Here is a 23,878-nt window from a genome sequence, read left to right as displayed (position 1 = left end):
AACTGCGAAAAAGCAGCATATCACTGATTGAGTGAAAATAATATTAAAGGCAATGTGAAATTATACCCGACATTAGAAACAGCGATTGAACATGTCAAAAAGGATAATGACGGCGTTCTGCTCGGCTGTATTGTATATCCTGATCTGCACAATATTGTTTTTCAGAATTTAACCTGGCTGGAATTAAAAGCCTGTTTTGTTCTGGACACACACAATATGTTATTTGCCTCGCGCCATACGGATTATAACAATATCCGCCATGTGGGGTCACATCCTGCTCCGCAGCATTTATTTGATGAACTGCCATTGCTGAATAAAAAGGTGCGGAAGACCTTATTTACCTCTAACAGTGAATCCGGTGTGCAGTGTGCGCACGGTGCGGTGGATGGCTGCATTACCACACTCAGCACGGCACAAAAATATCATCTGCATATTCTGCATGATTTTGGCCCGGTACCGATGGGCTTTTCCATTCATGCCCCTAAATAATCTGTTAACACAGGAGTGTATTATGAGTTTAATTCCGGGAAATGAACTGCTTTCTTATGATATGGATTTAACCCGCAATGAAGGGGAAGAGAGTAAGGCGCAGGCTAAATTTATTCACGGCACTGCTTTTACCATGACGTTCTGGTCGTTTAAACCGGGTGCGGTGATCCCGCAGCACCAGCATGAACACGAAACCCTGACAACGGTGCTGTCCGGCTCTCTGCGCCTGACGGTGGACGGTAAAACCATGATCCTGAGAGCAGGCGATTCCGGGCTGGTGCCATCATGGGCGATTCATGATGCGGAAGTGCTTGAGGAATCTGAAGTCATTGATGTGTATACCCCGGTGCGGGAGGACTATGTCGCACGTCAGGAAGGGCGGTTTGAAACCTATCTCGCCACGTCGCAGGAACGGAAATAACAGGGACACAGGGAATTGAGTGTGAAAAAACAACAGGACGGGCACCCGTTGTGGTCGCCTTCCTTATGGACGCATTTTCCGGCTCTGCAACAGCCGGAATATCCGGAGCCGTCTGCGGTCAGCTATGCAGTCCGGCAATTGCAGACAGCACCGCCGCTGGTGACCGCAGCGGATATTATCTCACTGAGACAGGCACTGGCGAAAGTCAGTGCGGGGCAGGGAATTGTGCTGCAGTGCGGGGATTGTGCGGAGTCGTTTTCCTGTTGCCGCGAGGATGTGCTTACTGACTGGACGGAGACGGTCAGCACCATGTCGGCGATTATCAGTGACGGTTTCTCTCTGCCGGTACTGAAAATCGGACGGATTGCCGGCCAGTACGCCAAACCGCGCAGCAGTCCTGATGAGACCCGTAACGGCGTGACACTGCCGAGTTACCGGGGAGATATTATCAATGACTACGGGTTTTCTGCCGCTGCGCGAATCCCGGCACCGGAACGGATGCTGAATGCCTATTACCGTGCGGCGGTGATACTGAATGCCCTGCACGGTCGTGAGCGGGAAGGCGAGGGGACGGATCCGCTATTTGCCCCGTTTTATGTCAGCCACGAGGCGTTACTGCTGCATTATGACAGCGCGCTGACCCGTCTCAGCCCGGCGGATCATCTGTGGTACAACTGCGCGGCGCATACCGTCTGGCTCGGCGATCGCACCAGTGAACCTTCCCGGGCACATGTGCAGTATCTGCGGGGTATTGAAAACCCGGTCGGTATCAAATGCGGTCCGTCAATGACCGGTGAAAAACTGGGGCGGTTGCTGGAATTACTGGATCCGGGCAAACAGCCGGGCAAAATTATGCTGATTGTCCGGATGGGTGCCGATCAGATAGCGGAGAAACTGCCGCCGCTTATCCGCGAAGTTTCCGCGCGGCAAAGCCCGGTTGTCTGGCTGACCGACCCGATGCACGGTAATACCCGCAGTACTGCAGAGGGACTGAAAACCCGCGATTTCCCGGTCATCTGTGAGGAGATCAGGTTGTTTGTGCAGCTTCTCAGGGAAGCGGATCTGTATCCCGGCGGTCTGCATCTGGAAATGACGGGGCAGGCGGTGACGGAATGCACCGGCGGGCCGCAGGCACTGACTGATAAGGACATCGGGCAGTGTTATGAATCGCTCTGTGATCCGCGGCTGAACCGGGAGCAGTCAGTTGCCCTGGCTCGGGTGGCGGCAGGATACCGGCAGAGTGATAAACAGGAAGGATAAAAAAATCCCGGCGGGGAAACCCGGCCGGGATTATTGTCTGTCACTTTTCAGTCAGCAGAACTTATTTTTTCTTCGCTTCGTCCTGCGCTGCCTGAATAGCAGTCAGTGCGATGGTGTACGCGATATCATCAACTAACGCACCACGGGACAGGTCGTTAACCGGCTTGCGCATACCCTGCAGCATTGGTCCGATAGAGACCAGGTCTGCTGAACGCTGAACCGCTTTGTAAGTGGTGTTACCGGTGTTCAGGTCAGGGAAGATGAAGACGTTTGCTTTACCTGCAACCGGCGAGTTCGGTGCTTTGGTTTTCGCAACGTCAGCCATCACAGCGGCGTCGTACTGTAACGGACCGTCGATGCACAGGTCAGGACGTTTTTCCTGAGCAATGCGGGTTGCTTCGCGGACTTTCTCAACATCGTCACCCTGGCCGGAGGTCCCGGTAGAGTAAGAGATCATCGCAACGCGCGGGTCGATACCGAATGCTTTCACAGAGTCAGCAGACTGAATTGCGATTTCTGCCAGCTGTTCAGGGTTCGGATCCGGGTTGATTGCGCAGTCACCGTAGACCAGCACTTCTTCAGGCATCAGCATGAAGAACACGGAAGATACCAGTGAGCTGCCCGGTGCGGTTTTGATTAACTGTAACGGCGGACGAATGGTGTTCGCGGTGGTGTGAACCGCACCGGAAACCAGACCGTCAACTTTATCCTGCTCCAGCATCATTGTACCCAGTACAACGTTGTCCTGTAACTGCTCGCGGGCAACGACTTCGGTCATACCTTTGTTTTTACGCAGTTCAACCAGACGCGGAACATACAGCTCGCGGATATCAGCCGGGTTAACCAGCTCGATACCGGTGCCCAGCGTCACGCCCTGTGCAGCAGCCACGCGGCGGATTTCTTCCGGATCGCCTAACAGTACGCAGGTCGCCAGACCACGTTCAGCACAGATAGCCGCTGCTTTGATAGTACGCGGCTCATCACCTTCAGGCAGTACAACGCGTTTTTTCGCTTTGCGTGCCAGTTCGGTTAACAGGTAACGGAATGCCGGTGGTGACAGACGGTTCGGACGCTCGGAATCCGCAACCAGGGAATCGATCCATTTGGTATCGATGTGGCTTGCCACGTAGTTCTGAACCAGTTCGATGCGCTCACGGTCATCAGCAGGGACTTCCAGGCTGAAGCTTTGCAGGTTCAGCGAGGTCTGCCAGGTGTTGGTGTTCACCGTGAAGATTGGCAGGCCGGTTTCGAACGCACGTTCGCACAGCTTGGCAATGCTGTCGTCGATTTCATAACCGCCGGTCAGCAGGATCGCACCGATTTCCACGCCGTTCATCGCTGCCAGGCAGGCAGAAACCAGCACGTCAGGACGGTCAGCTGAAGTGACCAGCAGAGAACCCGGACGGAAGTGCTCCAGCATATGCGGAATGCTGCGTGCACAGAACGTCACCGATTTCACGCGGCGGGTTTTGATGTCGCCTTCGTTGATGATTTTTGCACCGAGGTGGTTCGCCATGTCGATTGCACGGGTGGCAATCAGTTCGAAGTTCCACGGTACACTGCCGACAACCGGCAGAGGCAGGGATTTCAGATCATCCGCGCTCAGGTGAGCGATAGTCGCTTTGGATGAGTCATCAAAGATTTCAGACAGGTCAGGACGGGTACGGCCCTGCTCATCAACCGGTGCGTTAACTTTGTTAACGATCACGCCGGCGATGTTGGTGTTCTTGTGACCACCGAATTCATTGCGGATCAGTTCCAGACGCTCTTTGATTTCCGCTGCGGTGTCATTGCCCGGTGCTGTCACGAATACGATTTCCGCACCCAGAGTCTGGGCGATATCGTAGTTCAGGGACTGCGCATGCGGGTAGTTGCGGGTCGGTACCAGACCTTCGATCAGGATCACTTCCGCACCCTGAGTATGCTCGTGGTAACGGGCGACGATTTCTTCCATCAGAATATCTTTCTGATTGGTGGTCAGCATGGTTTCGACATAATCCATATCCAGCGGCTCTGCCATCTTCAGGGAAGAGTGAGCGCGTAAGATCTGGGTGGTCTGATCTTCAATACCTGCACGGCGCGGCTGTGCAACCGGTTTGAAGAAACTCAGGCTGACGCCTTTTTGTTCCATTGAGCGGACAACCCCGAGGCTGACGCTGCTTAAGCCGACACTGGTGCCGGTAGGAATGAGGATAATAGTACGGGACACATGAACCTCTTATTTTTTCACAATTCGGTGTTCAAAATAAATCCGCCGGCGGGGGCCGGCGGAGAGCAAAGATTATGCAGTCAGACGGGCTGCATCCTGTGCGATGACTAATTCTTCGTTAGTCGGGATCACCAGGGCAATGCTGCTGTCGTCAGTGGTGATTTTGCCTGCGTTACCGAAACGGGCAGCCAGGTTACGTTCGTGATCCAGTTTGAAGCCCAGCAGAGCCAGTTTTTCCAGAGTATGTTCACGAACCATTGCTGCGTTCTCACCGATACCGCCGGTGAAGATGATAGCATCCAGACGGCCTTCCATCAGTGTCGCGTAACCACCGACGTATTTCGCCAGACGGTGGCAGAATACATCCATTGCACGGGTCGCGTCAGCTTGTTTACCGTAGTTTTCTTCAACATAGCGGCAGTCGCTGGTGACTTCAGTCAGACCCTGCAGACCGGATTCTTTGGTCAGCATTTTGTTGATGTCTTCAACGCTCATGCCCATTGAATCATGCAGGTGGAAAATGATAGCCGGATCGATATCACCGGAACGGGTACCCATGACCAGGCCTTCCAGCGGAGTCAGACCCATAGAGGTGTCCACGCACTCGCCGTTAACGATGGCTGCAACAGAACCACCGTTGCCTAAGTGGCAGGTGATCACGTTCAGTTCTTCAACCGGTTTGTTCAGCATTTTAGCGGCTTCACGGCTGACGAAGTAGTGGCTTGTACCGTGGAAACCATAGCGGCGGATACCGTGGTCTTTATACAGGCTGTACGGCAGGGCATACAGGTAAGCTTCTTCAGGCATGGTCTGATGGAAAGCGGTATCGAAAACACCGACGTTTTTATCAGCCAGGTGAGGGAAGGCTTTCAGTGCTTCTTCCACGCCTAACAGGTTAGCCGGGTTGTGCAGAGGAGCAAAGGCAGAGCACTCTTCCATTGCTTTGATAACTTCGTCAGTGACGATAACAGAGTGAGCAAATTTCTCACCGCCGTGAACCAGGCGGTGGCCGATGCAGCCGATCTGTGCGGACAGCTCAGGTTTTGCACCCATGATATCTTTCACGATGAAACGCAGTGCTTCGCTGTGAGCAGCGCCCGCGCCTAATTGTGCTTCGTGTTTAGCACCATCCATTTTCCACTTGATACGTGCTTCCGGCAGGTTAAAGCATTCTGCCAGACCCGTCAGATATTCATCACCAGTTGTAGGGTCAATGATCGCAAATTTCAGTGAAGAACTACCGCAGTTAAGTACCAGTACCAGCTTACTTGACATGGAATTACCTATAATCTTGTTGTGGATAAGTCTTATGTATTAAGACAGTGGTTAAAACGTAATCTAACTAAGCGTAGCGCAATATTTCAGCGCCGTTCATGATTAACATCATGCAATTTTTATATTGAACGATAAATCATCGCTGCAATCTGTTGTCTGAGGCGTGATGGCGTAAAAACACACATTTTGCCCTTGAAAAAGGCCGCACCAGACAAAATAATTAACTCAGGATTATTTCACCGTGATTAAACGGGCGTAGCATACCCGCAGATGACAGCAATTTCAAAATATACTTAATCCTACAAAAATATTTTGACTGAATGTAGCCATATTTTAATTATTATGTTTTTTATTGATTGAGGTCATAATGCCTGATAACACACCGGCAAAACCGGGTTTGTTCCGCGCACTGCGTCTCGGTAAACGTTACGCCGCCACCTGGCCGGCCGTGAAACAACTCGCCCCGGTTTTCCCGGAGAATCGTGTCATAAAATCGACACAGTTCGGTATCCGTTTTATGCCGCCGCTGTCGGTGTTTACCCTGACATGGCAGATAGCCCTCGGCGGGGCACTCGGTCCCGCAGTCGCCACCGCACTGTTTGCCTGCTCGCTGCCGCTGCAGGGGTTATGGTGGCTCGGACGGCGAGCCGCCACGCCTTTACCGGCCGGGCTGCTCAGCTGGTTTTATGAAATCCGCGCTAAGTTTGCCGAAGCCGGGATTGCGATTGCACCGGTTGAAGGCACACCGGATTATATGGCACTGGCGGAGTTACTGAAACGTGCTTTTAAGCAACTGGACAACTCTTTCCTGGATGACCTGTAAGTACCGCTGTTTTCCGCCCGTTTCTGCGGGCGGTATAAATCCTTCTTTTATTAATCGATTCAGCTTTTGTAACCCCCTGTTTTTCCTCTCCGTAAAATTACCGGTACGAAATTCCCCGCTGAGATCAAAAAAGGTGTGTATTTCACTATCTTATAGATTTGAGTAATGCGATGATTCTGACCATACCCCGGATTACTTTTTCAGGAGATACACCATGGAAATGACCAACGCACAACGCCTTATCCTCTCTAACCAGTATAAAATGATGGCTATGCTGGATCCGGATAATGCCGAGCGCTACCGCCGCCAGCAAACCATTATTGAGCGCGGCTTCGGGCTGCAGATGCGCGAACTGGATCGCGATTTCGGCGAGCTGCCGGAAGAAATCTGCCGCCGTGTGATTGATATGATGGAAATGTACCACGCACTGCGTATCTCCTTCGATAATCTGAAAGAAGCAAAAGATATCGACGCGCGCCGTATCCACTTCTTAGGTTTTGATGCGGCGACCGAAGCACGTTATTTAAGTTATGTGCGTTTTCTGGTAAACACAGAAGGGCGTTATACTCACTTTGACAGCGGCAGCCACGGCTTTAACTCCCAGACGCCGATGTGGGATAAATATGTCCGTATGCTGGGTGCATGGCATAACTGCCCGCGCCAGTATCACCTGAGTGAAGTGGAAATTAATCAGATCCTTAACGCATAATATTCCGGTATCCGCAACGGCGAGGCACGCATGACACTGACTGCAAAAGGTTTTTTGTTTGATCTGGACGGCACACTGGCTGATTCTCTGCATGTGGTGGAGCGTGCCTGGCTGGCGTTTGCCCGCCGTATCGGGGCGGATGAGGATGAAGTAAAACATTTTATTCACGGCAAACCGGCGGTTGAGTCCATCCGCCATTTTCTGCCGGATGCGGATGAAACTGAAATCGCCGCGCAGCTGGCGTGGGTGACAGAGCAGGAAATCAGGGAGAGTGACCAGGTCACCGATCTGCCCGGTGCGCAGGCACTGCTGGCGCGTCTGGTTTCTCTTGAAATTCCGTGGGCGATAGTCACCTCCGGTTCTGTGGCGATAGCCCGTCCGCGTCACCGTGCGGCAAATCTGCCGGAGCCGGATGCCTGGGTGACGGCGGATACTATCACCCGCGGCAAACCCGACCCGCAGCCTTATCTGCTGGGTGCGGAAAAGCTGGGGCTGGCTCCCCGCGACTGTTTTGTGTTTGAGGATGCCACCGCCGGTCTGCTTTCCGGGCTGGATGCCGGTTGTCAGGTGATTGCCGTGCATGTTCCTGCCGGAACACCGCGCACGGATGAACTGGCCATGCGGGTGGATTCACTGACAGACATTGAGGTTGAGAAAGCGGCGGACGGTACGGTAACACTGACCCGCCGTCCCGGCTGACAGCCGGAACACCGCTGCACAGCACCGGTCAGACAATGAGGGAAAACGGGCTGTGCGTTAACAAAAACGATGAGACAGGATGTTCACTGTCCGGGCATTGACGAAAGAGGACGTTGGTGAATACGGAACTCGTGTGGGTGCTGACCCTGCTGTTTATCGCCATTGTTTTATTTACCACCAACAAAGTCCGGATGGATGTTGTGGCGTTGCTGGTGATAACCGCCTTTGTACTGAGCGGCACGCTGACCGTTAATGAAGCCGTTGCCGGGTTCAGTGATCCCAATATTCTGCTGATTGCTGCCCTGTTTGTGATCGGGGAAGGGCTGGTGCGTACCGGGGTTGCCTATCAGATGGGGGACTGGCTGGTGCGGGTGGCCGGTTCCGGCGAAACCCGTCTGCTGGTCTTCCTGATGGTCAGTGTTGCCGGGCTCGGCGCGTTTATGAGCTCGACCGGCGTGGTGGCCATTTTTATCCCTGTCGTGCTCAGTGTCTCCGCACGTATGAAAATCTCCCCTTCGCGGCTGATGATGCCGCTCGGCTTCGCCGGGCTTATCAGCGGCATGATGACGCTGGTGGCGACACCGCCGAACATGGTGGTGAACAGTGTCCTGGAAATGGAAGGCATCAAAGGCTTTCATTTCTTTTCGGTTACCCCAATCGGATTATTGATCCTGCTGGCCGGTGTCGGCTATATGCTGATTGCCCGCCACTGGCTGGGCAGCAAACAGCCGGAGAAAGCAGGGGATAATGTACAGCGTACCTTTCGTGATCTTATCCGCGACTACAAGCTGAGCGGCCGTGCGCGGCGTCTCGCTGTGCGTAACGGCTCACCGCTGATCGGCAAAACGCTGGATGAACTGCATCTGCGCACCCGTTATGGTGCCAATGTGGTGGGGATTGAGCGCTGGCGGCGTTTCCGGCGGGTAATGGTCGGTGCGACCGGCGGTATGGAACTGCGTGACCGCGATGTGCTGCTGATCGATATGTCTGCCAGCGATATGGATTTACGCGAGTTTTGTGCCGAGCAGATGCTGGAACCGATGATCCTGCGCGGCGAATATTTCTCTGAACACTCCCGCAACGTGGGAATGGCGGAAGTCTCCCTGAACCCGGAAAGTGAGCTTATCGGTAAAAGTCTGCGGGATATCGGTTTCCGTACCCGCTACGGGCTGAATGTGCTGGGTCTGCGCCGGGGCGGGGCCGCGCTTGACGGTAATATTGTCGATGAACCGCTGCAACTCGGGGATATTCTGCTGGTGGTCGGGGACTGGAAAATTATCCGCGTGCTGGCGACCAAACGGCGTCACTTTATTGTGCTGAATCTGGCGGCGGAAGCGGAAGCCGTGGTGCCGGCGGCCTCCCAGGCACCGCATGCGCTGTTTTGTCTGGCGCTGATGGTGGCGATGATGGTCACCAACGAAATCCCGAATTTTATCGCGGCACTGATTGCCTGCCTGCTGATGGGGAAATTCCGCTGCATCGATATGGAAAGTGCTTACCGGTCGATCCACTGGCCGAGCATCATTCTGATTGTCGGGATGATGCCGTTTGCCCTGGCGTTACAGAAAACCGGCGGGATCACGCTGATTGTCAGCGGGCTGATGGATGTCGCCGGTGATCTGGGCCCGCATGTGATGCTGACCGCCCTGTTTGTGCTGTGTGCGACTATCGGGCTGTTTATCTCGAATACCGCGACAGCGGTGCTGATGGCACCGATTGCCATCCAGGCGGCACATGAAATGCAGGTTTCGCCGCTGCCGTTTGCGATGGTGGTGGGCGTGGCGGCATCGGCGGCCTTTATGACGCCGGTGTCATCACCGGTCAATACGCTGGTGCTCGGGCCGGGAAATTACACCTTCGGGGATTTCGTCAAAATCGGCGTGCCGTTTACGCTGGTGGTGATGGCAATCAGTATCGCGGTGATCCCGCTACTCTTTCCGTTCTGACGGCGTGCCCTGATGAAAACGCCGTTGCCCGGTTACTGGCTGATTTCATCCAGTGACAGACTGAATCCGGGAATAAAGACGTCGCGAAAATAGTCCATTTCCGGGCTGCGGCGTTCTTCGAGGGTTTTTTCCAGCCGCGCTTTCGCCAGATGAAACTCGGTATTACCCGCCCCAATTTCTTCCAGACACTTGAGATAGGCACACAGGGCATCGGCCTGTTTGACGATTGCCGCGTCTTCCGGCGAATGGGCGTCTTCATCAATCAGCGGAGCAAAATCCGCCTGTAATTCTTCAGGGATCATGGCAATCAGTTTCTTTTGCGCCATGCGTTCGATTTTTTTGTACTCATGGGCTATCTGCGGATTGTAATACTTGATAGGTGTCGGCAGGTCACCGGTGATCACTTCACTGGCGTCATGGTACATAGCCAGCAGGGCAATTTTTTCCGGATTGAGTGTGCCGCCGAATTTGCGGTTTTTAATTACCGCCAGCGCATGCGCCACAAACGCCACCTGAAGGCTGTGTTCAGAGACGTTTTCCTGAATCACATTGCGCATCAGCGGCCAGCGGGTGATCAGTTTCAGACGGGAAAGGTGGGCAAAAAAGTAACTCATAGACAACATTCCTGACAGCAATTTGTTGATAATAAGGGGCTTGTCGCAACAAGCTCCTTTGACATAGGTTTCACCGGGTTGCCGGGAGGAAACAGCCCGAATGACGGGCAGGCCCGGATCCTCAAAAATGCTCTGCAAAAAAAGCAACCGCGCCTTTTTTGTCAGCACAATCCAGACCGCCTTCAGCCGTAATTTTAGCAGCATAGTAAGCTGCAAAACGACCACAATCATTCCCGTTTAACAGAGATTGATCCCCGCGATGCTCGACAGTGACAGAAAAATCATCCCCGATTAAATTTTCCTTCCGCAAGATCGCTGTTAAACGTCCCGCGCCGCCATAGAACATATCAACAAAGCCACCTTTAGGATCATGAAGAACTGCGCTTTGTATAATGCCATTATCGATGTCTGCTTCTAATAAGGTAAAATGTCCGCGCGGGCCAAATGGACCATAAGTATTGCTCTGAGCGACAGGAATCAGCGCCTTTGCCGGACCTTGCTGATACGCGTCAGCTAACGCTGTAAATGTCTGGAGAAGCGATCGGCCCCCCGCCATATGTGCGGCGACAGAATCAGACTCCGGCAGGTCATGTGTAGTGGCACAAACGATATAGGCAATCCCGGCAGATTCTTTTACTCTGAAGACAGTCTGTTCTACTCCCCACGCATTGGCGTCTCTGTTTTGCCGCCACCCCTTATCTTCTGAAAAAATGCTATCCAGGCTCTGATTTAATTGACCCGGAGACAGCTTTTCACCAAAAATACCCAGGAGCCTGTTGATGAATGAATGCAGCCATGAACAAAAACCTGCGCTTTCCGGGGCGCTGATGATGTCAGCAAACTGCTCATGATCCTGTGGCTGGAGAGGGTCTGTTTCACTATAAGAGATCTCTGTAAAATAACACAGTGCTGACATCTCTGCTGCTGATGGAATCCGCATAATAAACTCCGCTGATAGCACTCCCGGAACCGTATATCTGATCGGTATTGCCGGAATACATAAAACAACCAGTCCGCAGGAGGGTCTCCCGGAACCAGCATGAAGTGATTGATGCTATTATCTGTCCCTGACCTTTAATTTCGCAATAAGGCTATCGGCTGATTCATCATTTGCAACAACCCCATAATAAGAGCGGATATTCTGTGGTGTTCCGGGGGGATGTAAATAAAAACGGCTTCCGGGGGAAGCCGCTGACAGCAGTAACGATTACTGGCGGTAATGGGAGAGGAAGCGCCCGAAGCGGTTAATCGCCATCTCCAGCTCGTCCTCACGCGGCAGTGTCACGATACGGAAGTGGTTCGGTTCCGGCCAGTTAAAGGCAGTCCCCTGTACCAGCAGTACTTTTTCCTGTAACAGCAGGTCGAGGATCATTTTCTGGTCATCGTGAATATTGAAGCGTTTGGCATCAAATTTCGGGAACATATAGAGTGCGCCCATCGGTTTGACACAGGAGCAGCCCGGTATCTGGTTAATCAGTTCCCAGGCTTTGTTGCGCTGTTCATACAGGCGACCGCCGGGATGAATAAACTCATTAATGCTCTGATATCCGCCGATAGCGGTCTGGATAGCATGCTGCATCGGCACGTTGGCACACAGACGCATGGACGCGAGCATTTCCAGCCCTTCAATATAGCCTTTGGCATGTTTCTTCGGCCCGTTCAGAACCATCCAGCCCTGACGGAAACCGGCGATACGGTAGGTCTTTGACAGGCCGTTGAAGGTCACGGTCAGCAGATCCGGTGCCATCGCGGCGATAGAGTGGTGGACAGCATCGTCGTACAGAATTTTGTCGTAGATTTCGTCAGCAAAAATGATCAGGTCATTCTGACGGGCGAGTTCGACAATTTCCTGTAACAGATCTTTACTGTAAACAGCGCCTGTCGGGTTGTTCGGGTTAATCACCACGATACCGCGGGTACGCGGGGTGATTTTCTTTTTGATGTCTTCAATATCCGGCATCCAGCCCTGTTCTTCGTCACACATATAGTGGACGGCAGTACCGCCGGAGAGGGAGACCGCACCGGTCCATAACGGGTAATCCGGTGCCGGTACCAGCATTTCATCCCCGTTATTCAGCAGCGCCTGCATGGACTGCACAATCAGTTCAGACACCCCGTTACCGATATAGACATCTTCCACCGTCATATCGCGCATGCCGCGTTCCTGATAGAACTGGACAATGGCTTTACGGGCAGAATAGAGGCCTTTTGAATCGCTGTAACCCTGGGAGCTTGGTAAATTACGGATAACATCAACCAGAATTTCGTCCGGGGCATCAAAACCAAACGGCGCCGGGTTACCGATATTCAGTTTGAGAACTTTCTGGCCTTCCTCTTCGAGACGTTTAGCCTCTTTGAGTACCGGCCCGCGAATGTCGTAACAGACATTATCGAGTTTGCCGGATTTCTTTATTATATTCATCTGTTCAGGACCTTAGCGCGTTAATCTTATACTTTATCAGGTAAAACCCGTTATAACCCACTCTACTCTTACCGTCCGGGGTTTTGAAGACAGTAAACGCCTTTTGGTTAAAAACAACAGGATTTGTTTTAGAAAGGATCAGGAGTGCCGGTTTATTATGGATATGCTGGATTATCATGCTTAATGTTGTGTTTAATCCGGAACTTATGACTGACGAGGGGGAGATGTGCTGAATTTTGTAAAGTTATCTATCGGAAGATCATAATTGGTAAAGTAATGCCGTGTTTTTACTAAATAGCAAGCAGTTGTTGAAATTGTATAATCTTTTCTTATATATTAAACCCTGAAGTTGGTAATTATTAGTAGTATAACTAATAAAAATTTACGGCATAATGTGATTTTCAGAGTATTTAACCTTAAAGTTGCAAAATAATCAGGTTTATCTTGCAGCAGGACGTATTCACAGCATGCATTTTCGTTATTTTACAATCTGTATTATTTCGTCATATCCGGAAAACAGTGCGGCAAGATACGTAAAATTTGTGTGTTTGTATAGCAGGCCTGCTGTTTTAGTATGCAGCATTACATAATGGAGTTACTCACTGTTACGTATTTTTGTTAGTGTTAGTTATGTTTTACTCTACCCTGTTGTATAGGGTAATGTCTTCGTTGGCGATGCCATTTTTCACGCCAATAAACACCAGGTAGTTATTAAAAATCAAAATTAGTGAAGAAAAAACAATGATAAATTCAAACCGTCCAGTGCTAAATCTGGATCTCGATCTGCTGCGGACGTTTGTGGCAGTCGCGGATCTGAATACCTTCGCGGCGGCAGCTGCGGCAGTATGCCGTACTCAGTCTGCCGTCAGTCAGCAAATGCAGCGTCTCGAGCAACTTGTCGGGCGCGAACTGTTTGCGCGTCATGGCCGTAACAAATTACTGACCGACCATGGGTTACAACTGTTAGGTTACGCCCGTCAGATCCTGCGGGCAAATGATGATGCTACCGCATCACTGGCTTATAACGATGCAGAAGGGGAGTTACGTATCGGTGCATCCGATGATTCCGTGGACTCACTGCTGCCTTTCTTACTCAACCGTATTGCGTCGGTATACCCGCGTATGGCCGTTGATGTCCGCATCAAACGCAGCCAGTACATTGAAGGTATGCTGGATAACCATGAAATTGACCTGGCACTGACCACCGCGCGTATTGCCCATCACCCGCGTACCGCTCTGCGTACCGCACCGGTGCTGTGGCATTGTGCGCCGGATTTCCAGTTACAGCCGAATGAGCCGATTCCGCTGGTGGTGATGGACGAAACTAACCCGTTCCGCCATCTGGCGGCGGAAACCCTGGATGAGGCAGGTGTTCCGTGGCGGATTGCCTATGAGGCCGCATCACTCTCTGCTGTCCGTGCGGCGGTGAATGCCGAGGTCGGGATCACCGCCCGTCCGCTGGAAATGCAGAATGCTGACCTGCGCATTCTGAGTGTCAGTGAAGGGGTGCCGCGTCTGCCGGAAATTCAGTACTGGTTATACCGTAACATTGACGAGCAGAGCGAGTCAGTGCTGACGGTCTACCAGGCGATTGAAAACAAAAAGACGCCGTATACTGTAACACCAGCGGATGATGACAAAGCCGCAGAGTAAGCCGTTATACTCTGATACAGAACCGACATACTTTGTGACAATCAGACACACAGCCGGGGGATAAATTCCCCCGGCTTTTTTGTATCCTCTCCGCCGGTACGGAAATATCATATAAATGTTAACAGCATCACGCCGTGTTCCGGTTTTTGATGTCATTTTAAGCGTCATATCGCAGTTTTGTTTACTTGTTTGTTACAATGTTAACAAAACACATGTTCTGTGATTGCCAAAATTAACCGTGCTCATTACATTGCAATAAAACTTTGTTAAAAACCTGACTGATTTTCTCAGGTTTTAAGAAATGATGATGAATTAATCATTTGTTAAATAATTTTCAGCCAAACTGTGACTGAGATCAAAAATATTGCCCCTATTTACCGATGGAAAGACAGGTTTTTCCTGAGATAATGGGTTAGTAAAAGCGATCTATCCGTTAATATAATAAAGTTAATTTTCAATTTCGTTACTTACTGACTCGTTTTAGCGATAAAGTCGCATAACGGGTTAATCTTAAGTTGACGGTTTGTAACAAAATTGGGAAGAGCGGGGAACAATCCGGGTTACCGGCTTTCTCATCACGATAAGTGTTGTATCCGCCACTGAGTTGTTCCTCTCGTGTGTCGCTGTGGTGCTGTATGCAGGTACGGCAGGCAACACCACCTTTAATGAGTAAGCAATGAGTATGTCAACAGCCACTGAAGTTCTGGCCCATAACTGGGCATTTGCCATCTACCTTTTAGGTGCTCTCGGGTTATGTGCATTTATGTTGCTGGGCGCCCGTTATCTCGGGGGCCGTGCAAAAGCACGCGCCAAACATCTCCCTTACGAATCAGGTATTGACTCGGTCGGCAGCGCACGCCTGCGGATGTCTGCAAAGTTCTACCTGGTCGCCATGTTTTTCGTGATTTTCGATGTTGAAGCCTTATACCTTTTCGCCTGGTCTGTTTCGGTCAGAGAATCGGGCTGGATAGGGTTTACCGAAGCCGCGATCTTTATTCTGGTGTTATTGGCAGGGCTTTTCTATCTGGCACGTATCGGCGCGCTGGACTGGACGCCTGCACGTTCACGCCGCGAGGTGAAACACCCGAGCGTTGTGAACAAAATCAATAACAATCAACCGTAGTCAATAGTGAGGCACAAGATGGATTATACGCTCACCCGCATCGATCCAAACGGTGAGAATGACCGTTATCCCCTGCAAAAACAAGAGGTTGTCAGTGACCCGCTTGAGCAGCACGTTCACCGCAGCGTGTATATGGGGAAACTCGAACATGCATTACACGATATGGTTAACTGGGGCCGTAAAAACTCCCTGTGGCCGTATAACTTCGGTCTTTCCTGCTGTTATGTAGAGATGGTGACCTCCTTTACGGCGGTGCACGACGTTGCCCGTTTCGGTGCGGAAGTGCTGCGTGCCTCCCCGCGTCAGGCGGATTTTATGGTTGTGGCCGGAACCTGCTTTACCAAAATGGCCCCGGTAATTCAGCGCCTGTATGACCAGATGCTGGAACCGAAATGGGTTATCTCCATGGGCTCCTGTGCCAACTCCGGCGGTATGTATGACATTTACTCTGTCGTGCAGGGTGTGGATAAATTTATTCCGGTGGATGTGTATATTCCGGGCTGCCCGCCGCGTCCTGAAGCCTATATGCAGGCATTAATGCTGTTACAGGAATCTATCGGAAAAGAACGCCGCCCGCTGTCGTGGGTAGTCGGTGATCAGGGCGTTTACCGCGCCAATATGCAGTCAGAAAAAGAACGAAAACGCGGTGAACGGATTGCGGTGACCAACCTGCGCTCCCCGGACGAAATTTAAGGCTTTCGGGCCACCGGGCGCAATATTTGCAATGTGTTGCGTCCATTGAACCCTGAACAACTGTTGTGGTGAAGAATGATGACAGAAAGTAATACGCAGACCGCACAGCGTCCCGCGTGGCAGACTCATGATTACCTGGATGATCCGGTCATTGAGGAACTGCGCCGTAAGTTCGGTCCTGACGCATTTACGGTTCAGCCGACACGCACCGGGATGCCGGTCGTCTGGGTGAAGCGTGAGCAGCTTCTGGAAGTGCTGTTTTATCTTAAATCGCTGCCGAAACCGTATGTGATGCTGTTTGACCTGCACGGGACGGATGAGCGTCAGCGCACCCACCGCGAAGGTCTGCCGGCGGCGGACTATTCCGTGTTTTATCACCTGATTTCCATTGAGCGTAACCGCGATATCATGCTCAAAGTGGCGCTGAGTGAAAACGACCTGCATGTGCCGACGGTGATTTCCGCATTCCCGAATGCGAACTGGTATGAGCGTGAAACCTGGGAAATGTTCGGTATCATTATCGACGGACACCCGAATCTGCGCCGTATTATGATGCCGCCGACCTGGGAAGGGCATCCGCTGCGTAAAGATTACCCGGCGCGGGCAACGGAATTTGATCCGTTTGTTCTGACCAAACAGAAAGAAGATCTGGAAATGGAGGCGCTGACCTTCAAACCGGAAGAGTGGGGCATGAAGCGCGGCAACGAGAACGAGGACTTTATGTTCCTGAACCTCGGCCCGAACCACCCGTCTTCTCACGGTGCGTTCCGTATCATCCTTCAGCTCGACGGTGAAGAGATTGTCGATTGTGTGCCGGATATCGGCTACCACCACCGTGGTGCGGAAAAAATGGGTGAGCGCCAGTCCTGGCACAGCTACATTCCGTACACCGACCGTATCGAATACCTTGGCGGCTGCGTTAACGAAATGCCGTATGTGCTGGCGGTGGAAAAACTGGCGGGCATCGAAGTTCCGGCGCGTGTGGATGTGATCCGCGTGATGCTGTCAGAACTGTTCCGCATTAACAGTCACCTGCTGTATATCAGTACCTTTATTCAGGATACCGGGGCGATGACGCCGGTCTTCTTTGCCTTTACCGATCGCCAGAAAATTTATGATGTGGTGGAAGCCATTACCGGTTTCCGTATGCATCCGGCCTGGTTCCGTATCGGTGGTGTGGCGCACGATCTGCCGAAAGGCTGGGATCGCCTGCTGCGTGATTTTCTCGACTGGATGCCGAAACGTCTGGAATCCTATGTCACTGCCGCACTGAAAAACTCCATTCTCAAAGGCCGTTCTGTCGGCGTAGCTGCTTACAACGCGAAAGAAGCCCTCGACTGGGGTGTGACCGGTGCCGGTCTGCGTGCCACCGGGATTGATTTCGACGTGCGTAAATGGCGTCCGTATTCCGGTTATGAGAATTTCGATTTTGAAGTGCCTGTTGCCGCCAACGGCGACTGCTATGACCGCGTGATGCTGAAAGTGGAAGAAGTGCGCCAGAGTCTGCGCATTTTGGAACAGTGCCTGAAAAACATGCCGGAAGGGCCGTTTAAAGCAGATCACCCGCTGACCACGCCGCCGCCGAAAGAGCGCACGTTACAGCACATTGAAACCATGATTAACCACTTCCTCCAGGTGTCATGGGGTCCGGTGATGCCGGCTCAGGAATCGTTCCAGATGATTGAGGCCACGAAAGGGATTAACAGTTACTACCTGACCAGTGACGGCAGCACCATGAGTTACCGTACCCGAATCCGTACACCAAGTTATGCCCATCTGCAGCAGATCCCGTCTGTGATCAGCGGCAGCCTGGTCTCTGACCTGATTGTGTACCTCGGAAGTATCGATTTCGTTATGTCGGATGTGGATCGCTGATTATGCAAGAACTGAACCCTGAAGCAAAAAAAGCACTGCAAGGCGCAGTGAATGCGGCGCAGCCAGCCGGAAAACAACCTGATTTTGTGCTGAGTGACGAAGAGCGCGCCGAAATCGAAGCGGAAAAACACCATTACGAAGATCCGCGTGCCGCCTCTATCGAAGCGCTGAAAATTGTACAGAAGCACCGTGGCTGGGTGGAAGACGGCGCGATTTACGCCATCAGCGATGTGCTGGGCATCCCGGCGAGTGACGTGGAAGGTGTGGCGACATTCTACAGCCAGATCTACCGCCAGCCGGTCGGCCGCCATGTGATCCGTTACTGTGACAGTGTGGTGTGCCACATCACCGGTTATCAGGGGATCAAGGCGGCACTCGAGCGCAAACTGAATATTCAGCCGGGACAGACAACCGCCGACGGCCGCTTTACGCTGCTGCCGACCTGCTGCCTCGGGAACTGTGACAAAGGGCCGACCATGATGGTTGATGAAGATACCCACAGTCACGTGACGCCTGAAGCCATTGAAACGTTACTGGAGCAGTATCCATGACAGTGAAAACGGTTTGCCGTACTGCGGAAACCCATCCTCTCACCTGGCGGTTGCGCGACGACCATCAGCCGGTGTGGCTGGATGAATACCGCAGCAAAAACGGTTATGCGGGGGCGGAACGCGCCCTGAAAGGCATGGCACCGGATGAGATCACCAGTCTTGTCAAAGACGCGGGTCTGAAGGGCCGCGGCGGTGCGGGGTTCTCCACGGGTCTGAAGTGGAGCCTGATGCCGAAAGACGAGAGCATGAATATCCGTTACCTGCTGTGTAACGCCGATGAAATGGAACCGGGGACTTACAAAGACCGGCTCCTGATGGAACAGCTGCCGCACCTGCTGGTGGAAGGGATGCTGATCAGCGCCTTCGCCCTGAAAGCATACCGGGGCTATATCTTCCTGCGCGGCGAGTACATCGAGGCAGCGAAACACCTGCGTCATGCCATTGAAGAAGCGAAAGCCGCCGGTCTGCTGGGGAAAAATATCCTCGGCAGCGGGTTTGATTTCGAGCTGTTTGTACACACCGGTGCCGGGCGTTATATCTGCGGGGAAGAAACCGCGCTGATTAACTCCCTGGAAGGCCGCCGTGCTAATCCGCGCTCCAAACCGCCGTTCCCGGCCAGTTCCGGTGTATGGGGAAAACCGACCTGTGTCAACAACGTCGAAACCCTGTGTAACGTACCGGCGATTCTGGCACACGGCAAAGAGTGGTACATCGGTCTGAGTGAAGGCAAAAGTACCGATGCCGGGACCAAACTGATGGGCTTTTCCGGCCGCGTGAAAAATCCGGGGGTCTGGGAACTGCCGTTCGGCACCACCGCCCGTGAAATCCTCGAAGATTACGCCGGGGGTATGCGCGACGGACTGACCTTAAAAGCCTGGCAGCCGGGCGGTGCGGGAACCGATTTCCTGACACAGGATCACCTTGATTTACCGATGGATTTTGAGCATATCGGCAAAGCGGGCAGCCGTCTGGGAACGGCGCTGGCAATGGCGGTGGATAATGAAATCAACATGGTGTCACTGACCCGTAACCTCGAAGAATTTTTTGCCCGCGAATCCTGCGGCTGGTGTACACCGTGCCGTGACGGATTGCCGTGGAGCGTGAAAATTTTGCGCGCAATAGAAAAAGGGGAAGGCCAGCCGGGAGACATTGAGACATTAGAGCAATTATGTCGTTTCCTGGGACCGGGTAAAACCTTCTGCGCACACGCGCCGGGCGCGGTAGAGCCGTTACAGAGTGCGATCAAATATTTCCGTGATGAATTTGAAGCGGGGATCGTACAGCCGGTTTACGGCAACGTGCAGACCATTGCCGGGATCCAGCCGAACCTGCTGAAGCAGCGCTGGTGATCCCTTACGGATTTTCGTTTAACGCCTGCATAGCAGGCCTTTTGGAAGCATGCTGACTATGGCTACAATACATGTAGACGGCAAAGAATATGAAGTCGACGGCGCGGATAACCTGCTGAATGCCTGTCTTTCGCTCGGACTTGATATTCCGTATTTTTGCTGGCATCCGGCGCTGGGAAGCGTCGGCGCTTGCCGCCAGTGTGCGGTAAAGCAATATCAGAATGCCGATGACACCCGTGGTCGTCTGGTAATGTCATGTATGACACCGGCACAGGACGGCACCTTTATCTCAATTGATGATGAAGAAGCCAAACAGTTCCGGGAAAGTGTGGTGGAGTGGCTGATGACCAACCACCCGCACGATTGTCCTGTCTGTGAAGAGGGCGGCAACTGCCATCTTCAGGATATGACCGTCATGACCGGGCATTCCGTGCGCAAATACCGCTTCACAAAACGTACCCATCAGAATCAGGAGCTGGGGCCGTTTGTTGCACATGAAATGAACCGCTGTATCGCCTGTTACCGTTGTGTCCGTTACTACAAAGATTATGCGGACGGTACAGATTTCGGGGTTTACGGCGCACACGACAACGTGTACTTCGGGCGTCCGGAAAGCGGCACGCTGGAAAGTGAATTCTCCGGTAACCTGGTCGAAATTTGTCCGACCGGGGTCTTTACCGATAAAACTCACTCTGAACGTTATAACCGCAAATGGGATATGCAGTTTGCACCGGGCATCTGCCAGCAGTGCAGCGTCGGCTGTAACATCAGCCCGGGCGAGCGTTACGGCGAACTGCGCCGTATCGAAAACCGTTATAACGGCACCATCAACCATTACTTCCTCTGTGACAAAGGCCGCTTCGGTTACGGTTATGTCAACCGTGATGACCGTCCGCGTCAGCCGCAGCAGCGCCGTGGTGATGACTGGATCACCGTCAATGCAGAGCAGGCGGAACGCGCGGCGGCAGATATGCTGTATCACGCGAAACGCACCATCGGTATCGGTTCGCCGCGTGCCAGTGTGGAAAGCAACTTTGCACTGCGTGAACTGGTCGGGGCGGAAAACTTCTTCAGCGGCCTGTCTGCTGGTGAACAGCACCGCCTGGAAATGATGCTGGAAATTTTACAGCAGGGCGGAATCTATACGCCGTCACTGCGTGAGATGGAAAACTATGATGCGGTGCTGGTACTGGGTGAAGATCTGACCCAAACCGCTGCCCGCGTGGCACTCTCTGTCCGTCAGGCTGTGAAGGGCAAAGCCCGTGAAATGGCCGCTGCACAAAAAGTGGCGGACTGGCAGATTGCCGCTATCCAGAATATCGGCCAGCGTGCGAAATACCCGCTGTTTGTCACGGCGGTGGATACCACCCGTCTGGCAGATGTGGCGGCACTGCATTACAACGCTCCGGTGGATGATCAGGCACGTCTGGGCTTTGCCGTTGCCAATATCATTGATAACACGGCCCCGGCAGTCACGGATTTACCGGCAGATGTGAAAGCGCAGGCAGAAATGATTGCACAGGCACTGAGCGGTGCGAAAAAACCGCTGATTATCAGCGGCAGCAACCCGGGCAGTGACGCACTGATTCAGGCGGCGGCAAACGTGGCCTGGGCACTGAAAGATAAAGGCATTGACGCCGGGCTGACTTTTGTCGGCGCGGAAGCCAACAGCTTTGGTGTCGCCATGACAGAAGCTCAGCCGCTGGATAAAGCACTGGCTCTGCTGGCAGACGGCAGCGCGGATACTGTGGTGGTGATGGAAAATGACCTTTACCGCCATGCGGATAAAGCCGCTGTTGACTGTGCGCTGGATGCCGCCGCAAATGTGATTGTGCTGGATCATCAGCGCACTGACATCATGGATAAAGCGTCACTTATCCTCTCCGCCAGCAGTTTTGCGGAAAGTGACGGCACACTCATCAACCACGAAGGCCGCGCACAGCGCTTCTTCCAGGTGTATGAGCCATCCTTCTACGATAAATCCATCATTATGCATGAAAGCTGGCGCTGGCTGACAGCGCTGTATAACGACCTGAATGAAAACACCCGTGACTGGTCACAGCTGGATCATGTGATTGATGCCTGCATTGAGCAGATGCCGCACCTGGCCGGTATCAAAGATGCCGCACCGGATGCCGCATTCCGTATCCGCGGACAGAAACTGGCTCGTGAGCCGCACCGCTACAGCGGGCGTACCGCGATGCTGGCGAATATCAGTGTTCATGAGCAGCGTCAGCCGCAGGACAAAGACACGGCGTTTGCCTTCTCGATGGAAGGGAACAACAGCCCGGCAGCACCGCGCCAGCAAATTCCGTTTGCCTGGGCACCGGGCTGGAACTCACCGCAGGCATGGAACAAATTCCAGGCGGAAGTGGGTGGTCATCTGCGTTTCGGTGATCCGGGTGTGCGTCTGTTCAGCGAAAAAGACGGCGGTATGGATTATTTCAGTACCATTCCGGCGGCATTTGCGCCGCAGCAGAATGTCTGGACGGTTGCGCCGTATTATCACCTGTTCGGCAGTGAGGAGTTATCACAGCGGGCACCGGTGATTCAGGAACGGATGACGGACAGCTATGTGATGTTAAATGCACAGGATGCTCAGAAGCTGAATGTGGCGGAAGGTCAGGTACTGTCGGTACAACTGGCTGACAGCGCACTGGCACTGCCGGTACGCATCAGCACGCAGCTGACAGCCGGACAAATCGGTCTGCCGCTGGGCATGCCGGGCATTTCGCCGGTACTGGCGGGTGCGGCGGTTAATCTGCAGGAGGTGGCACAATGAGCAGCTGGTTTACACCTGAATTAATCGATGTGCTGATTAATGTTCTCAAAGCCGTTGTGATCCTGCTGGTGGTTGTGACCTGCGGTGCTTTTATGAGCTTCGGTGAACGCCGCCTGCTGGGGCTGTTCCAGAACCGTTACGGGCCGAACCGTGTGGGCTGGGGCGGGTCGCTCCAGCTGGTCGCGGACATGATCAAGATGTTCTTTAAAGAGGACTGGACACCGAAATTCGCTGACCGCTTTATCTTCACCCTGGCACCGATGGTGGCATTCACCTCGCTGCTGCTGGCCTTTGCGATTGTGCCGGTCAGCCCGGACTGGGTGGTGGCGGATCTCAACATCGGGATCCTGTTCTTCCTGATGCTGGCGGGACTGGCGGTGTATGCCGTGCTGTTCGCGGGCTGGTCGAGTAACAACAAATACTCACTGCTCGGCGCAATGCGTGCCTCGGCTCAGACGGTCAGTTATGAAGTGTTCCTTGGTCTGTCAGTTCTCGGTGTGGTGGTGCAGGCAGGGTCGTTTAACCTGCTGGATATCGTCAACTCGCAGAGCACAGTCTGGAACGTCATTCCGCAGATTTTCGGCTTTATCACCTTTGCGATTGCGGGCGTGGCAGTGTGTCACCGTCACCCGTTTGACCAGCCGGAAGCTGAGCAGGAACTGGCGGACGGTTATCACATTGAATATTCGGGGATGAAGTTCGGTCTGTTCTTCGTCGGGGAATATATCGGTATCGTGACAGTTTCCGCCCTGATTGTGACGCTGTTCTTCGGGGGCTGGCACGGACCATTCCTGCCGCCGTTTGTCTGGTTCGCGCTGAAAACCGCTTTCTTTATGATGATGTTTATTCTGATCCGTGCGTCGCTGCCGCGACCGCGTTATGACCAGGTGATGTCATTCGGCTGGAAAGTGTGTCTGCCGCTGACACTGATAAACCTGCTGGTGACAGCAGCCGTGATCCTGATAGCTCAATAAGGGGTGATTGA

At 53.0% G+C, this 23,878-nt stretch carries 20 protein-coding genes; 15 read left to right on the top strand and 5 right to left on the bottom strand.

Annotated elements, in window-relative coordinates; translation table 11 throughout:
• The first annotated feature begins 27 nt into the window (after window positions 1–27).
• Genes ACF8OF_RS15880 through ACF8OF_RS15870 form a run of 3 tightly spaced genes read left to right on the top strand, consistent with a single transcriptional unit; the run spans window position 28 to window position 2,170 of the window.
• Window positions 28–489: a hypothetical protein gene (locus tag ACF8OF_RS15880; RefSeq protein ID WP_392497118.1), complete on the top strand. Its 462-nt coding sequence runs from the start codon at window positions 28–30 to the stop codon at window positions 487–489.
• Window positions 490–511: 22 nt separating this feature from the next.
• On the top strand, window positions 512–910 hold the full coding sequence (locus ACF8OF_RS15875; RefSeq protein WP_072868630.1) for a cupin domain-containing protein: 399 nt from the start codon (window positions 512–514) through the stop codon (window positions 908–910).
• A 21-nt stretch (window positions 911–931) separates the two neighbouring features.
• Complete coding sequence (locus tag ACF8OF_RS15870; RefSeq protein ID WP_392497117.1) at window positions 932–2,170, top strand: 3-deoxy-7-phosphoheptulonate synthase; 1,239 nt, start codon at window positions 932–934, stop codon at window positions 2,168–2,170.
• Window positions 2,171–2,231: 61 nt separating this feature from the next.
• Here the strand turns inward: ACF8OF_RS15870 and pta are convergent, their stop codons facing one another.
• Together pta and ACF8OF_RS15860 are read right to left on the bottom strand one after the other, a co-directional pair.
• Window positions 2,232–4,379, bottom strand: coding sequence for a phosphate acetyltransferase (pta, locus tag ACF8OF_RS15865; RefSeq protein ID WP_004239858.1), 2,148 nt, complete (start codon window positions 4,377–4,379; stop codon window positions 2,232–2,234).
• Window positions 4,380–4,451: 72 nt separating this feature from the next.
• Window positions 4,452–5,654, bottom strand: coding sequence for an acetate kinase (locus ACF8OF_RS15860; protein ID WP_025154943.1), 1,203 nt, complete (start codon window positions 5,652–5,654; stop codon window positions 4,452–4,454).
• Window positions 5,655–6,021: 367 nt separating this feature from the next.
• Between ACF8OF_RS15860 and yfbV the strand changes: the two genes are divergently transcribed.
• From yfbV to ACF8OF_RS15840, 4 genes are all read left to right on the top strand, one after another.
• Window positions 6,022–6,477, top strand: a complete 456-nt coding sequence (gene yfbV / locus ACF8OF_RS15855; protein WP_004239859.1) for a terminus macrodomain insulation protein YfbV — start codon at window positions 6,022–6,024, stop codon at window positions 6,475–6,477.
• 214 nt (window positions 6,478–6,691) lie between these two features.
• Window positions 6,692–7,186 (top strand): YfbU family protein, encoded by a 495-nt coding sequence (locus ACF8OF_RS15850; RefSeq protein ID WP_025154944.1) that lies wholly within the window; start codon window positions 6,692–6,694, stop codon window positions 7,184–7,186.
• 30 nt (window positions 7,187–7,216) lie between these two features.
• Complete coding sequence (locus ACF8OF_RS15845) at window positions 7,217–7,885, top strand: sugar phosphatase (RefSeq protein ID WP_279796356.1); 669 nt, start codon at window positions 7,217–7,219, stop codon at window positions 7,883–7,885.
• Between the two features lie 116 nt (window positions 7,886–8,001).
• The gene (locus tag ACF8OF_RS15840) at window positions 8,002–9,831 is read left to right on the top strand and encodes an SLC13 family permease (RefSeq protein WP_025154946.1); all 1,830 of its coding nucleotides are present in this window, start codon (window positions 8,002–8,004) and stop codon (window positions 9,829–9,831) included.
• A 32-nt stretch (window positions 9,832–9,863) separates the two neighbouring features.
• Here the strand turns inward: ACF8OF_RS15840 and yfbR are convergent, their stop codons facing one another.
• From yfbR to ACF8OF_RS15825, 3 genes are all read right to left on the bottom strand, one after another.
• Window positions 9,864–10,445, bottom strand: a complete 582-nt coding sequence (yfbR, locus tag ACF8OF_RS15835) for a 5'-deoxynucleotidase (RefSeq protein ID WP_004235147.1) — start codon at window positions 10,443–10,445, stop codon at window positions 9,864–9,866.
• Between the two features lie 121 nt (window positions 10,446–10,566).
• Window positions 10,567–11,385 carry a hypothetical protein gene (locus ACF8OF_RS15830; protein WP_392497116.1) on the bottom strand — a complete coding sequence of 273 codons (819 nt, stop codon included), beginning with the start codon at window positions 11,383–11,385 and terminating at the stop codon, window positions 10,567–10,569.
• A 267-nt stretch (window positions 11,386–11,652) separates the two neighbouring features.
• Window positions 11,653–12,867, bottom strand: coding sequence for a pyridoxal phosphate-dependent aminotransferase (locus tag ACF8OF_RS15825; RefSeq protein ID WP_025154949.1), 1,215 nt, complete (start codon window positions 12,865–12,867; stop codon window positions 11,653–11,655).
• 741 nt (window positions 12,868–13,608) lie between these two features.
• Between ACF8OF_RS15825 and ACF8OF_RS15820 the strand changes: the two genes are divergently transcribed.
• The 8 genes from ACF8OF_RS15820 (at window position 13,609) to nuoH (ending at window position 23,867) form a co-directional block, all read left to right on the top strand.
• Window positions 13,609–14,520 (top strand): LysR family transcriptional regulator, encoded by a 912-nt coding sequence (locus ACF8OF_RS15820; protein ID WP_025154950.1) that lies wholly within the window; start codon window positions 13,609–13,611, stop codon window positions 14,518–14,520.
• A 676-nt stretch (window positions 14,521–15,196) separates the two neighbouring features.
• Entirely contained in the window at window positions 15,197–15,643 is a 447-nt protein-coding gene (locus ACF8OF_RS15815) for an NADH-quinone oxidoreductase subunit A (RefSeq protein WP_004235150.1), read from the top strand.
• A gap of 18 nt (window positions 15,644–15,661) precedes the next feature.
• Window positions 15,662–16,336: an NADH-quinone oxidoreductase subunit B family protein gene (locus tag ACF8OF_RS15810; protein ID WP_004235152.1), complete on the top strand. Its 675-nt coding sequence runs from the start codon at window positions 15,662–15,664 to the stop codon at window positions 16,334–16,336.
• A 78-nt stretch (window positions 16,337–16,414) separates the two neighbouring features.
• On the top strand, window positions 16,415–18,211 hold the full coding sequence (gene nuoC / locus ACF8OF_RS15805) for an NADH-quinone oxidoreductase subunit C/D (protein ID WP_025154951.1): 1,797 nt from the start codon (window positions 16,415–16,417) through the stop codon (window positions 18,209–18,211).
• Between the two features lie 2 nt (window positions 18,212–18,213).
• Window positions 18,214–18,762, top strand: a complete 549-nt coding sequence (gene nuoE / locus ACF8OF_RS15800; RefSeq protein WP_004235157.1) for an NADH-quinone oxidoreductase subunit NuoE — start codon at window positions 18,214–18,216, stop codon at window positions 18,760–18,762.
• Complete coding sequence (nuoF, locus tag ACF8OF_RS15795; protein WP_004239866.1) at window positions 18,759–20,111, top strand: NADH-quinone oxidoreductase subunit NuoF; 1,353 nt, start codon at window positions 18,759–18,761, stop codon at window positions 20,109–20,111. The genes nuoE and nuoF overlap by 4 nt, the downstream gene beginning before the upstream one ends.
• Window positions 20,112–20,160: 49 nt before the next feature.
• A complete protein-coding gene (gene nuoG, locus ACF8OF_RS15790) occupies window positions 20,161–22,893 on the top strand; it encodes an NADH-quinone oxidoreductase subunit NuoG (RefSeq protein WP_392497115.1) in 2,733 nt (910 codons plus the stop codon).
• Entirely contained in the window at window positions 22,890–23,867 is a 978-nt protein-coding gene (nuoH, locus tag ACF8OF_RS15785) for an NADH-quinone oxidoreductase subunit NuoH (RefSeq protein WP_392497114.1), read from the top strand. The genes nuoG and nuoH overlap by 4 nt, the downstream gene beginning before the upstream one ends.
• Window positions 23,868–23,878: the final 11 nt, after the last annotated feature.

Source organism: Morganella sp. TYF_1 (genome assembly GCF_043105645.1).
In the GTDB taxonomy this organism is placed as follows: Bacteria; Pseudomonadota; Gammaproteobacteria; order Enterobacterales; family Enterobacteriaceae; genus Morganella; species Morganella morganii_B.
Note: the sequence above shows the minus strand (reverse complement) of the source record. Positions and strands in the feature narration are given on the sequence as shown.

Coding starts and splice junctions, on each gene's coding strand:
- nuoC (WP_025154951.1), top strand. CDS start 16,415: ATGACAGAAAGTAATACGCAGACCGCACAGCGTCCCGCGTGGCAGACT.
- ACF8OF_RS15815 (WP_004235150.1), top strand. CDS start 15,197: ATGAGTATGTCAACAGCCACTGAAGTTCTGGCCCATAACTGGGCATTT.
- ACF8OF_RS15845 (WP_279796356.1), top strand. CDS start 7,217: ATGACACTGACTGCAAAAGGTTTTTTGTTTGATCTGGACGGCACACTG.
- ACF8OF_RS15830 (WP_392497116.1), bottom strand. CDS start 11,385: ATGCGGATTCCATCAGCAGCAGAGATGTCAGCACTGTGTTATTTTACA.
- yfbR (WP_004235147.1), bottom strand. CDS start 10,445: ATGAGTTACTTTTTTGCCCACCTTTCCCGTCTGAAACTGATCACCCGC.
- nuoE (WP_004235157.1), top strand. CDS start 18,214: ATGCAAGAACTGAACCCTGAAGCAAAAAAAGCACTGCAAGGCGCAGTG.
- ACF8OF_RS15820 (WP_025154950.1), top strand. CDS start 13,609: ATGATAAATTCAAACCGTCCAGTGCTAAATCTGGATCTCGATCTGCTG.
- nuoF (WP_004239866.1), top strand. CDS start 18,759: ATGACAGTGAAAACGGTTTGCCGTACTGCGGAAACCCATCCTCTCACC.
- ACF8OF_RS15825 (WP_025154949.1), bottom strand. CDS start 12,867: ATGAATATAATAAAGAAATCCGGCAAACTCGATAATGTCTGTTACGAC.
- ACF8OF_RS15850 (WP_025154944.1), top strand. CDS start 6,692: ATGGAAATGACCAACGCACAACGCCTTATCCTCTCTAACCAGTATAAA.
- ACF8OF_RS15860 (WP_025154943.1), bottom strand. CDS start 5,654: ATGTCAAGTAAGCTGGTACTGGTACTTAACTGCGGTAGTTCTTCACTG.
- ACF8OF_RS15810 (WP_004235152.1), top strand. CDS start 15,662: ATGGATTATACGCTCACCCGCATCGATCCAAACGGTGAGAATGACCGT.
- yfbV (WP_004239859.1), top strand. CDS start 6,022: ATGCCTGATAACACACCGGCAAAACCGGGTTTGTTCCGCGCACTGCGT.
- ACF8OF_RS15875 (WP_072868630.1), top strand. CDS start 512: ATGAGTTTAATTCCGGGAAATGAACTGCTTTCTTATGATATGGATTTA.
- nuoG (WP_392497115.1), top strand. CDS start 20,161: ATGCTGACTATGGCTACAATACATGTAGACGGCAAAGAATATGAAGTC.
- nuoH (WP_392497114.1), top strand. CDS start 22,890: ATGAGCAGCTGGTTTACACCTGAATTAATCGATGTGCTGATTAATGTT.